The sequence below is a fragment of the Caulobacter sp. GW821-FHT09B11 genome, from assembly GCF_059418205.1.
In genome coordinates this window covers 71,493-84,173 of record NZ_JBWKPK010000023.1, presented here as the reverse complement: position 1 = coordinate 84,173, position 12,681 = coordinate 71,493, and the positions used below count along the sequence as shown (strand labels likewise).

General features: G+C 68.7%; 7 protein-coding genes. 5 read left to right on the top strand and 2 right to left on the bottom strand.

Annotated features, from left to right (window positions below; translation table 11 throughout):
• The first annotated feature begins 76 nt into the window (after positions 1–76).
• From AC07N1_RS17415 to AC07N1_RS17405, 3 genes are read left to right on the top strand one after another with little or no spacing between them, the layout of a single operon-like run.
• Positions 77–1,168, top strand: a complete 1,092-nt coding sequence (locus tag AC07N1_RS17415; protein ID WP_494596687.1) for an efflux RND transporter periplasmic adaptor subunit — start codon at positions 77–79, stop codon at positions 1,166–1,168.
• Positions 1,165–4,257, top strand: coding sequence for an efflux RND transporter permease subunit (locus AC07N1_RS17410; protein WP_494672932.1), 3,093 nt, complete (start codon positions 1,165–1,167; stop codon positions 4,255–4,257). The genes AC07N1_RS17415 and AC07N1_RS17410 overlap by 4 nt, the downstream gene beginning before the upstream one ends.
• 55 nt (positions 4,258–4,312) lie before the next feature.
• The gene (locus AC07N1_RS17405; protein WP_494596689.1) at positions 4,313–4,777 is read left to right on the top strand and encodes a PaaI family thioesterase; all 465 of its coding nucleotides are present in this window, start codon (positions 4,313–4,315) and stop codon (positions 4,775–4,777) included.
• Positions 4,778–4,997: 220 nt separating this feature from the next.
• Here the strand turns inward: AC07N1_RS17405 and AC07N1_RS17400 are convergent, their stop codons facing one another.
• Entirely contained in the window at positions 4,998–8,111 is a 3,114-nt protein-coding gene (locus AC07N1_RS17400; RefSeq protein WP_494672931.1) for a PAS domain-containing protein, read from the bottom strand.
• Between the two features lie 256 nt (positions 8,112–8,367).
• Positions 8,368–9,012, bottom strand: a complete 645-nt coding sequence (locus tag AC07N1_RS17395; RefSeq protein ID WP_487290767.1) for an arylesterase — start codon at positions 9,010–9,012, stop codon at positions 8,368–8,370.
• Between the two features lie 57 nt (positions 9,013–9,069).
• Here AC07N1_RS17395 and AC07N1_RS17390 point away from each other — a divergent pair, with 57 nt between their 5' ends.
• A complete protein-coding gene (locus AC07N1_RS17390) occupies positions 9,070–9,759 on the top strand; it encodes an ABC transporter ATP-binding protein (protein ID WP_487290766.1) in 690 nt (229 codons plus the stop codon).
• Complete coding sequence (locus AC07N1_RS17385; RefSeq protein ID WP_487290765.1) at positions 9,756–12,275, top strand: ABC transporter permease; 2,520 nt, start codon at positions 9,756–9,758, stop codon at positions 12,273–12,275. Before AC07N1_RS17390 ends, AC07N1_RS17385 begins: the two co-directional genes overlap by 4 nt.
• Positions 12,276–12,681 lie beyond the last annotated feature (406 nt).

Here is a 12,681-nt window from a genome sequence, read left to right as displayed (position 1 = left end):
GCAAAAGTGACTAGTTGACAGTTTAGTCACTCGCCGCCAGCTTAGGGACCTTCCGTCAAGGCAGGACCTTCAAGCCATGTCGTCTCGCACCCTCGCCGCCGTCCTGCTCCTAGGCGGCCTAGCTCCCTTGACCGCCTGTGGCGGCAAGGCCGACGCCAACGATCCGCGCACCCAAGCCCCGATCGTCCGGACGGCCGTCGCGGGTCCGGCGACCACCGGCGAGCGGCGGTTCAGCGGCGTCGTCTCGGCCCGCGTCCAGAGCGACCTGGGTTTTCGGGTCGCCGGCAAGGTGGTCGCCAGGCTTGTCGACGCCGGCCAGACCGTGCGCCTGGGCCAGCCGCTGATGCGCCTCGACGCGGCCGACTACGTCTTGGCTGTCGCGGCCCAGAACGAACTGGTCGAAGCCGCCCGCTCTCGCGCCGTCCAGACCGCCTCCGAGGAGCGGCGCTATCGCGGCCTGGTCTCGGCCGGCGCGGTCTCCGCCCTCGCCTATGACCAGGCCAAGGCGGCCGCCGATGCGGCTCAGGCGCAGCTGGCGGCGACGCAGGCCCAGGCCCGCGTCTCTCGCAACGCCGCCGGCTACGCGGTTCTGATCGCCGACGCCGATGGCGTGGTGATGGAAACCCTGGCCGAACCCGGACAGGTCGTGGCCGCCGGTCAGCCCGTCGTGCGCCTGGCCCATGCCGGCCCGCGCGAGGCCACCATCACCCTACCCGAGACCGTTCGCCCCCCGCTCGGCTCGACGGCGGACGCCTACGCATTCACCGGCGCCAAGGCCGGCCAGGCGCGCCTTCGCCAGCTTTCCGACGCGGCCGACCCGCGCACCCGCACCTATGAGGCCAAGTACGTGCTGAGCGGTCCGGCGGCCCAGGCGCCGCTGGGCTCGACCATGGTCGTGGCCCTGCCCGGCCAGGCCGGCGGCGAGGCGGCACGCGGCGTCGAGGCGCCAATCGGCGCCCTCTACGACGCCGGCAAGGGTCCGGGCGTCTGGGTCATCGATCCGCGTACCTCCACCGTCCAATGGCGCGCCGTGCAAGTGGCGTCTCTGGGGACCGAGACGGTTACGATCGCCGGAGGCCTGTCCGGCGGCGACCGGTTCGTAGCTCTGGGCGCCCACATGCTCCACCAGGGCCAGAAGGTCCGCGTTCAGAGCGGAGCGGCTCAATGACCTTCAACCTCTCCGCCCTGGCGGTCCGCGAGCGTTCGATCACGCTGTTCCTGATCATCGCCGTGACCTTCGCCGGCGCCTTCGCCTTCATGAAGCTGGGACGCGCCGAGGACCCCAGCTTCTCGATCAAGGTCATGACCATCGTCAGCGCCTGGCCCGGTGCCACGGCCCAGGAGATGCAGGACCAAGTGGCCGAGCCGCTGGAGAAGCGGTTGCAGGAGCTGAAGTGGTACGACAGGAGCGAGACCTTCACGCGGCCGGGCCTGGCCTTCACCACCCTGACGCTGAAGGACCAGATCCCGGCCAAGGAGGTCCAGGAACAGTTCTACCAGACCCGCAAGAAGATGAGCGACGAAGCGGCCAACCTGCCGCGCGGGGTCCTGGGTCCGTTCGTCAATGACGAGTACGGCGACGTCACATTCGCCCTCTACGCCCTCAAGGCCAAGGGCGAGCCCCACCGCCAACTGGTGCGCCAGGCCGAGGCCTTGCGCCAGCGGCTGTTGCACGTCCCCGGCGTCAAGAAGGTGATGATCATCGGCGAGCAACCCGAAAAGATCTTCGTGGAGTTCTCGCAAGCCCGCATCGCCACCCTGGGCGTCAGCCCCAGAGACCTCTTTGCGGCCCTCAATGATCAGAACCTCGTCACGCCGGGCGGCTCGATCGAGACGGCGGGCCCTCAGGTGCAGATCCGCCTGGACGGCGCGCTCGACGACTTGGAGAAGATCCGCCAGACGCCGATCGTGGTCGGCGGTCGCACGCTCAAGCTGGCGGATATCGCCCAGGTCAAGCGCGGCTACCAGGACCCCGCCACCTTCCTGATCCGCAGTGACGGCGAGCCGGCCATTGAGCTGGGGGTGGTGATGAAGGATCGCTACAACGGCCTGCAGTTGGGCAAAGACCTCGAGACCGAAGCCAAGGCCATCGCCGCGGAGATGCCGCTGGGCATGAGCTTCGCCAAGGTCACCGATCAGTCGGTGAACATCGAGGAAGCCTACGACGAGTTCATGCTGAAGTTCTTCGTGGCGCTCGCGGTCGTCATCGTCGTCAGCCTGATCAGCCTGGGCTTCCGGGTCGGGCTGGTGGTGGCCATGGCCGTGCCGCTGACCCTGGCGGGCGTCTTCGTGATCATGCTGGTCACCGGCCGAGACTTCGACCGCATCACGTTGGGCGCGCTGATCCTGTCGCTGGGCCTGCTGGTCGACGACGCCATCATCATCATCGAGACCATCGTGGTGAAGATGGAGGAAGGCCGCGACCGCGTCTCTGCGGCAACCTATGCCTGGGGCCATACGGCTGCGCCCATGCTGTCGGGCACGCTGGTGACGATCATCGGCCTGATGCCGGTGGGCTTCGCCAAGTCCACGGCCGGAGAATATGCCGGCAACATCTTTTGGGTCGTGGCCTTCGCCCTGATCACCTCCTGGTTCGTGGCAGTGATCTTCACGCCCTATCTGGGCGTGCTGATGATCCCCAAGATCAAGCCGGTCGAGGGTGGACATGAGGCGATCTACGATACGCCGCGCTATCGCCGCCTGCGCGCGATGGTGACCTGGACGGTGGACAACCGCTTCAAGGTGGCGGCCGGCGTGGGCGTGGCGATGGTCATCGCCGTCCTGATGATGGGCGGGACCAAGAAGCAGTTCTTCCCGATCTCCGACCGGCCCGAGGTGCTGATCGAGGTGCAGATGCCCGAGGGCGAAAGCATAGCCTCGACCGGCCAGGCGGTGGAGAAGGTCGAGGCTTGGCTGCGCCAACAGCCCGAAGCCAAAATCGTCACCAGCTATATCGGCCAGGGCGCGCCGCGCTTCTTCCTAGCCATCTCGCCGGAGCTGCCCGATCCGTCCTTCGCCAAGATCGTGGTGCTGACACCCGACCAGAAGGCCCGCGAAGTGCTCAAGCGTCGCCTGCGCCAGTTCGCGGCCAGCGGCGCGGTCCCCGGTGCCAGGATCCGCGCGACCCAGATCGTGTTCGGTCCGCCCTCCCCCTTCCCGGTCGCCTTCCGGGTCATGGGTCCCGACGCCCCGCGCGTTCGCCAGATCGCCGAGCAGGTCCGCACGGTCATGCTGCGCAACGACGGCCTGCGCCAAGTCAACACCGACTGGGGCGAGCGCGTACCAACGGTCCACTTCGTGCTCGACCAGGATCGCCTGCGGGCCTTTGGCCTGAGCTCCAGCGATGCGTCGCTGCAGCTGCAGTTCCTGCTGACCGGCGTGCCGGTGACCCAGGTGCGCGAGGACATCCGCTCGGTGGAGATCGTGGCGCGCACCACGGGCCAAGACCGCCTGGATCCGGCCAAGCTGGGCGCCTTCACCCTGGTCGGCGCATCGGGCGAGCGCATTCCGCTCGACCAGATCGGCCGGGCCGAGGTGCGCATGGAAGATCCCATCCTGCGTCGCCGCGATCGCCTGACGACCATAACCGTGCGCGGCGATATCGATGAGCGGCTACAACCGCCGGACGTCTCCACCCAGGTGATGAAGGATCTCAAGCCGATCATCGCCACCCTCCCGGCCGGCTACAAGATCGAGATGGGCGGCTCCATCGAGGAGGCCGGCAAGGCCAACGTCGCCCTGGCCGCGATCTTCCCGCTGATGTTCATCCTGATGATGATCGTGATCATCTTCCAGGTCCGCTCTCTGTCGGCGATGTTCATGGTGCTGCTGACCGCGCCCCTGGCCCTGGTCGGGGTCGCGCCGACCTTGCTGCTCTTCCATCAGCCGTTCGGGTTCAACGCCATCCTCGGACTGATTGGCTTGGCCGGGATCATCATGCGCAACAGCCTGATCCTGATCGGCCAGATCCACACCAACCAAGAGGATGGCCTGGACCCGTTCCATGCCGTCATCGAGGCGACGGTTCAGCGCGCCCGGCCGGTGATCCTCACCGCCTTGGCCGCCATCCTGGCCTTCATCCCCCTGACCTTCTCGGTGTTCTGGTCGTCGATGGCCTACACCCTGATCGGCGGCACGATCGGCGGGACGATCCTGACCCTGGTGTTCCTGCCGGCGCTCTACGCGATGTGGTTCAAGATCAAGGATCCTAGCCTCGCCCCCGCCAAGGCTCATGGGCCGCAACCGCTGGCGACTTGAAGCGAACCGTTCCCAAGCCGTTTCGATCACGTATCGCTTTATTCTGGAGCCAACCATGAACGTTCCTGAACCTACCCTCGCCGACCAGATCGCCCCCGGGGCCTCCGGCTTGGAGCAGCTCCTGGCGATGATCGCCGCCGGTGGGCGCCCGCCCATTGGCGACACCCTGGAGTTTTCCCTGACCGAGGCCGGCGACGGTTGGGCGGCGTTCGAAGGGGTGCCCGGCCGCCACGCCTACAATCCGATCGGCACAGTGCATGGCGGCTACGCCGCGACCCTGCTCGACTCCGCCTGCGGCTGCGCGGTGCATTCAAAACTTAGCGCCAAGCAGGGCTACACTACCCTTGAACTGAACGTGGCCTATCATCGGCCGATGACTGACAAGACGGGTCAGGTGCGGGCAGAAGGAAGGGTCGTAACTTTCGGGCGCCGCGCCGCCTTTGCCGAGGCGACGATCAAAGACGCCAGGGGACGCCTCTACGCCACGGCGACGTCGAGCCTGCTGGTCTTCGAGCGTTGAGCGGGGCTGGGCTTAATCTCAGGCAGCTCAAGGCTTTGCAACAGCCCGCTCCAAGCCACGGGGGGCGTAGAACGCCAGAAGCTGACATTCGCCCCCTGCTCTATGGCCACCACGGACATTGGGCCACCGCCAGTAAAGGGACGTCCAGCAACCGGGCCCGAAACGCTTAGCGTTCCGCAGTTGATTGAAATGCCGATTGCCTCCTGAAATGGGCCATCGGTCAAAGCCCGAGATCGGCGATGGCGTCGGAGAGCTCCTGAGCCCGGAAGGGCTTGGTCAGGCGCGGCAGATCCGGCGCGATGCCGTCCTCCTCGGCATAGCCGGAGATGATCAAGGTCGGCAGCGAGGGATGCGAGAACCTGACGGCGCGCACGAGTTGGGCCCCGTCCATCCCAGGCATCAAGTGGTCTGTCACCAGCAAGGCGAAGTCGTCTCGATCCCTTATCAGCATCAGGGCGCGCTCGGCCGATCCCACCTCGACGACCTCGAACCCGAGGTCCTCGAGCATGCGGGCGGTGCTCTCGCGCACAATTTCCTCGTCATCGACCAAGAGGACCGCGCCATGTCGATCGCCCGTCGGCCGCGGCTCGCCCTGCCCCTCTACGGCCGCCGTGTTTAATTGTCGGCTGACGGGCAGCCAAAGCGCAACCCGAGTGCCGACGCCCACCCGGCTTGCAATATCGAGCGCGCCCCCAAGCTGCCGAGCCAGGCCATGAACCATTGACAGGCCAAGACCTGTGCCCTTGCCGATGCCCTTGGTGGAGAAGAACGGCTCGATCGCCCGCTCCAGGGTCGCCGCATCCATGCCAGCGCCGGTGTCGGCCACCGTAATCTTGATATAGCGCTCGTCGTTGAGGCCCTGAGGCTTGGCCTCGCCCGCGGCCGACATCACCACCGAGATCCTCAATTCGCCGCCTTCAGCCATGGCGTCTCGCGCGTTGACGCTGAGATTGAGAATGGCCAGCTCAAGCTGGTTGAGATCGCCGTGGGCCATGGGCAAGCTCGGCGCGATGTCCGTCACCACCCGCACGTGCGGCCCGGTCGTGCTCGACACCAGATCGGCCATGCCCGCTACGAGGCTCGCCGTGTCGACGGCGGTCGGCTGCAGAGGCTGTCGCCGGGCGAAGGCGAGCAAACGCTGAACGAGCGTCTTGGCCCGTTCGGCCGATTGCAGGGCGCCATCGATAAGGCGCTGCTCGCGATCGGTGTTCAGCGCCTTTCGACTCAACATGTCGAGGGAGCCGATGATCGGGGTCAGAAGATTATTGAAGTCGTGGGCCACACCGCCGGTCAACTGGCCAAGCTGCTCGACCTTCTGGGACTGGCGCAATTGCTCTTCGGCGTCGGCCAGCCGGCGCTGTTCGGCGACCCGGGCGGTGACGTCATAGACGAACTGGTAGGCGCCGGCGATCTGGCCCGAGGCGTCGCGGTAGTTGCGGAACGTCATCTCGAACCAGCGGCGCTCATACCCCGCGCCGCCAAACTCGCGCATGTCGGTATATTCCTCGCCGGCCAGCGCGCGATCCCAAGAGGCCCTGACCTCGGCGATGTCGTCTCGCCGCCCGCCCAGCAGGGCGATCATGTTGTCGCCGATCTGCGGGCGGGGACCGTAGGCCCGCTGGAAGGCGTCCACGCCGGCCCGATTGATCGCCAGCACCCGGTAGTCCCGATCCAACACAATGATGATGGCGTCGGTGTTCTCGACGAGGTCGATGAGCAGCCGTCGCTCGGCGATCCCCTCGGCGATCCGTTGCTCCAGGGTCTGGTTGAGCTCCCGCAGGGCCTGCTCATTAGCCTTGCGCGCGGTAATATCGATCGCCGTGCCGATGACCCGCAGGCAGCGGTCGCCTTCGAAGAGGCCACGGCCCTTGGCCGCGACCCAGCGCGTTGTCCCGTCTTCCAGGCCGACGGTGCGGTATTCGACATCGTAGACTTCGCGCACAGCCGGATCGGCCGCCGCGGCGAAGGCCCGCGTCGTCGCTTCGAGGTCATCGGGATGCAGACCGGCGTAGAAGTCGGCCAGGGTGACGGTGCGGTCCGTCAGCAGGCCAAACATCGCCCTCACGCGCGGCGGCCAGTAGAGGGTGTCATTGACGACGTCGACGTCCCAAAGCCCGATCTCGGCGGCGTCGGTGGCAAGGCGCAGCTGTTCTTCGCGCCGGCGCAGGGACGCCTCGGCGCCGGAGCGTTCGATGTGGGCCCAGGAGCGCTCGGTCACTGCGCGAATGACGGCCAGTTCGTCGTCGGTCCAGGCGTGAGGAAGCTTGTCGTGAATGGCCATCAGGGCCACGAGTCGCCCGGCCTTGATCAGCGGCATGCAGATCGTGGCGGCGACGCCGATGTCCTGGAAGGTCTTGGCTTCGTGCGGCGGAAGTTCTGCGAGATTGTCGTTGATGATCAGCGGACGCCCCGCCCCAAGCTCCCGGACGGCGAAGGCGCCGAAGTCGGCGAGGCGGTAGCGGCCGACGATCGAGGGCGAGCCGGGTTCGTGCCAGTCGCCGCGGATCGTGAAGCCGTCCTCGTCGGCGTCCATGTCGGCATAGGCGCAGTTGGAGACACCCAGATGCTCGCCGACCATGCGCGTCGTCACCCGCAGGATTTCGTCGGCGGTGCTGTAGGCGCTGAGCGCCAGTCCGAGATGGTCGAGAAACTGGAAAAGTCCCGCGCTGCTGGCCAGTCGCCTCTCGGCCAGGATACGCTGGGTGATGTCGAACACCATAGCCAGGATGCCGACCGGGCGGCCGGCGGCGTCGCGAACAGGCGTGTACTCAAGGTCCATCCAGACCTGCTCGGCGCGCCCGAGCCGCCAGAGCGCGAGGGGCTGGGCGGCGTAGTGCAGCGCCTCGCCCGCAAGGCCCTTTTCCAGGACGTTGCGGTTGAACGCCTCGGCTTCGGGCCAGATTTCCAGGAGCCTGCCCCCGAGAGAAGCCGGGTGTCTTGGACCGCAGACCTCGGCATAGCCGTCATTGTAGATCAGGCGCCCTTCTGGCCCCCAAAGCAGCACCATCGGCACGCGCGACGACAATATCGTCTGGACGGTTGCGAAAAGCTCCGCCGGCCAGCCGGCGATCGGCCCCAGGTCGGTCACGCTCCAGTCGTGGGCGCGGATCAGATCGCCGACCGCGCCGCCGCCCTGCAACTGGCGAGAACCCGCAGGCCGCGGAGCTCCAGTATCGGGTTCCAAAACGTCCACAGCCCACTCTCGTTGATCGTTAGCGATAGCCGAACTCGTCTGGCTCGAAAAGCCGATCGGGAAAGCCAGTTCGATCGCGTGCCACGCCCTTGTGTCGGCGCTCAACCGCAAAGAGGCGCCCGGATCGCGGACGGCAAACAAAAGAGCTCGCAGCGCACTAACTCAAGCCTGGGCAGCGCCATGAGCTGACATTGGCCCACCTCCAGGAATGCGACGTTCAGCACCCGGCGGGAGAAAACCGGCGCCGCCCCATGGAGGACGTCGAAAGCGTCAGGTTCCTACGAGGGTCTTCACTGAGGGCGGGAAGACGCGTCTGCTTCTTTGAAGCCTGCTAAGGTCGCAGCCGAAGCTGCGCATCAATAGTCCCTGGGCGCCAATCCGCGTCGCCATCAAGGAGCTAGCCAACGCGGGCCTTCAGCGCCTTGGCCACGATCGGCGCCAAGGCCTCGCCGATCCGTCTGGCTCCGCCCGCATTGGGATGGACGCCGTCCCGCTGCATGAGGGCGGCGTTCGTGTTCACCCCGGCAAGGATGTTGGCGTAGAGCGGCACGCCGAACTCGCGCGCCAGGCTGGCGTAGATCGCGTTGAACTCGCGGGCGTAGGCCGCCCCGATGGCCGACGGCGCGCCCACGCCGACCAGGACCGCGTCGATCCTGCGCGCCTTCAGCTTCTGGAGGATGCCGCGCAGGTTGGCCTTGGTCTGGGCGGGCTCCACGCCCTGCAGCAGGTCGTTGCCGCCCAGGGCGACCACGCAGATCCTGGTGTCGGCCGCGACGCTGAAGCCGACCCGCGCCAGCCCGCCGCCGCTGGTGTCGCCCGAGACGCCAGCCGCCCGGACCATCGCCGGTACGCCCAGCCGGCCTAGGGCGGCCTGCAGCTGCGCGGGCATGGCGTCACGCGCCGGCAGGCCCAGGCCCGCGGTGATCGAGTCGCCCAGGACGGTGACGACAGGCGGCTTCGGCGCGGCGGCGATCTGGGTCAGCAGGCCCAGGCCGAGCAAAAAACGACGACGGCTTGGAAAACGCTGTGCGGTCGGGTCCATGCCTTCCTATGTAGGCTGACCGCCGGCCGAACAAGGGCCGGCCTCGCAGGAAACACCATGTCCGACGACCCCTCGCCCCCGGCTCCCCCCCTGGCCCTGAGCGCCGTCGCCCTGACCCTGCCTTCGGCCGCTGGACCGGTGAACATCCTGCGGGGCGTCGACCTGACGGTGAACGCCGGCGAGCGCGTGGCCGTGGTCGGCCCGTCGGGCTCGGGCAAGTCGTCGCTGATCGCGGTCGCGGCCGGCCTGGAAGACCCCACCGCCGGCGCGGCTCGCCTGTTCGGCCAGGACCTGGCGACGCTGAACGAGGACGGCCGGGCCCGGCTGCGGCGCGGCCGGGCCGCGTTGGTGTTCCAGTCCTTCCACCTGTTGCCCAACATGACCGCCGAGGAGAACGTCGCCACGCCGCTGGAGATCGCCGGAGCCGACGACGCCCTGGCGACCGCCCGGGACTGGCTAGGCCGCGTGGGCCTGTCGGCTCGCCTGACCCACTATCCCCACCAGCTGTCGGGCGGCGAGCAGCAGCGCGTCGCTCTGGCGCGCGCCCTGGCCGCGCGTCCCGCCCTGCTGTTCGCCGACGAGCCGACGGGCAACCTGGACAGCGTCAGCGCCACGTCCGTCGCGGACCTGATGTTCAACCTCGTCGCCGAGGTCGGGGCGGCCCTGGTCATGGTCACGCACGACCAGGCCCTGGCCACCCGCGCCGACCGCATCGTGCGGATGGCCGACGGGCGCATCGCTTCGTGAGGCCGCCCCTCGCCTTCCGCCTGGCCGCCCGCGAGCTGCGTTCTGGCGTGCGCGGCTTTCGCATCTTTCTGGCCTGCCTGGCGCTGGGAGTGGCCGCCATCGCCGCCGCCGGCTCCACCGCCGAGGCCTTCCGCCAGGGCCTGGCCAGCCAGGCGCGCGAGATTCTCGGCGGCGACCTGTCGTTCTCGGCCGAGAACCGCGACTTCACCGACCAGGAACGCGCGGCCTTCGACAAGCTGGGAGTCACGACCTACGCCGCCTTGGCACGCGCCATGGCCCAGACGCCGAGCGGCGAGCGCCGCCTGGTCAGCCTGCGCGGCGTGGACGCGCGCTTCCCCTTGGCGGGCGCAGTGACCCTGGAGGGCGCGCCCAACCTTGCGACCGCCCTGGCCGACCGGGACGGCCTGCCCGGGGCGGCGGTGGAGCCGGCGCTGCTGGACCGCCTGCACCTGAAGATCGGCGACCGGTTCGAGGCCGGCCCCATCACCCTGGTCGTGCGGGCCAAGCTGATCAGCGAACCCGACGGGCTATCGCGCGGTTTCTCGATGGCGCCGCGCCTGCTGGTCCGCCGCGACGTCCTGGAACGGTCCGGCCTGCTGGCGCCGGGCGGCCTGTCCGGACGGGCCGTGCGCATCGCCCTGGCGCCGAACCAGGACCCGCGCGCCGTCGGCAAGGCCGTGCAGGCGGCGCTGCCGGACTCGCACCTGCGGGTCCGTGACCGTCTCGACAGCGCGCCCGGCGCGCGACGGCTGATCGACCAACTAGAATACTTCCTCGGCTTCATCGGCCTGGCGTCGCTGGTGGCCGGCGGCCTGGGCGTGGCCGGCGCGGTTTCGGCCTATCTGTCGACCCGGGAGCCGGCCATCGCCGTGCTCAAGGCCCTGGGCGCGGAGAGCGGCCTGATCCGCGACCTTCACCTGATCCAGATCGCGGCGCTGGCCCTGCTGGGCGTGACGATCGGCCTGGTTGTCGGGGCGCTGGCGCCGCTGGTCCTGGGCCAGTTGGCCGGCTCCAGCCTGCCGATCCCGGCGCTGTTCAAAGTCTATCCGTGGCCCCTGGCCAAGGCTGGGCTGTTCGGCATGCTGGCGGCGGCCGCCTTTTCGCTGCTGCCGCTGGCGAGAGCCCGGGCCACCCCGCCCTCGGCCCTGTTTCGACGTGCGCCCAAGGCCCGCCTGCCGCTCGGGTTCGAGACGCTCGGCGCGGCCCTCTCGGGCGCCGGCCTGGCGGCCTTGGCCGTGGCCACCGCGCCGACCCCGCTGGCGGCGGCGATCATGATCGCGGGCGTTATGGTCGCCTTCGGCCTGCTGGCCGTGCTCGGCCGCTCGGCCGCCTGGCTGGCGGGAAGGGTTCGCGGCCTGACGCGCGGTCTCGCCAAACTGGGCCTCGCCAACCTGGCCGGACCGCGCTCAGCGGCGCGGACCGCCAGTCCCGCCATCGGCCTGGGCGTGGCCCTCCTGGCCTGCGTGGTGCTGATCCAGTCGGCGCTGCTGGCCCAGGTCAGCGACGTGGCCCCGCGGACCGCCCCGGCCATGATTTTCACCGAGATCCCCGGTGACCGCGTCGCCGCCTTCGACGCCGCCGTGGCCGGGGTGACGGGCCCGCTGCACGCGGACGCCTATCTGCGCATGCCTTTCGCCACGGGCCGGATCATCGCTCTCAAGGGCAAGCCGATCGACACCAAGACCATCAAGGCGTCCGAGCGCTGGGCCTTCGACAACGACCTCAGCCTCTCGTTGCTGGCCAGGGAGCCGAACAACGCCGGCGTGGTCGCCGGCCGCTGGTGGTCCGCGAACGACGCCGGTCCGCCGAAGGTGGCGTTAAGCGCCGAGATCGCCCAGGCGGCCGACCTCAAGGTCGGCGACACGATCACCGTGCTGGTTCTGGGCCGCGAGATCGAGGCGCGGATCGCGGTGCTGCGCAAGGTTGACTTCGGCGGCTTCGGGCCCAACTTCAACCTGATCTTCAACCCCGCGACCCTGGAGGGCGCGGAGCTGCGCAGCGTCGCAATCGCCCGCCTGAGCCGCGGCCAGGAAGCGGCCCTGACCCGCAGCCTCGGGGAGGCTTTTCCGGGCGTCAACGTGATCAGCGTCCGCGAGCAGCTGGACGCAGCGGCAGCCCTGTTCGACCGCCTAGCCTTGGCCGTTCGCGGCGCGGCGGGCGTCGCCGGCCTGGCCGGCCTCCTGGTGCTGGTCGGCGCCATCGCCGCCGGAGCGCGCGCCCGAGCCCGCGAGGCCGCGACCCTGAAGGTTCTGGGCGCCACGCGCGGCCAGATCCTGCTCGCCTATGTCATCGAGTATGGCGCGGTCGGGCTGATCGCCGGCGCGGCGGGCGTGCTGCTCGGCTTCGCCGCCGCCTGGCCAGTGGTCGTCAAGGTGTTCGAGGCCAGCTGGAGCGTCGACTGGAGCGGCGTCCTGGCCCTGCTTGCCGGCGCGACCGGCCTGGCGACCCTGGGCGGACTGATCGCCGCCGGCCTGGCGTTGTCTCAACGCCCGGCGCCCGTGTTGAGGGGCGAGTAAATCTTAAATTCGTGCCGGCCGCCAAGACAGTCTAGCGACGTTTTCCGCCGATCGGGAGGTTTGATCCCAGACCGGGTCGCGCCAGGAACACGCACACCACCACATTCGCGAAGCGCTCGTCGCGGCCCTCAACGAGCGCCGCCCCGTCGATCCCGCCGCCTTGCGATCGGACCGACATTGCCTCCTCGGTTGCTGGATTCACGGCGAGGGCGCCCGGCGTTGGGCGGGTAACCATGCCCTCCTAGGCTTGCTGGAAGGCCATGCGCCTTCCACCAGCAGGCGGGTCTGGTCGCCGATCAAATCAATCGTGAGCAATGGACCGAGGCAGAGATCGCTCAGCCAGGGGTCGCCCTTCGCCCTGGCGGTTGCAGACTTAGCCGCCTTGCGGCGAATGCGGGCGACGGCT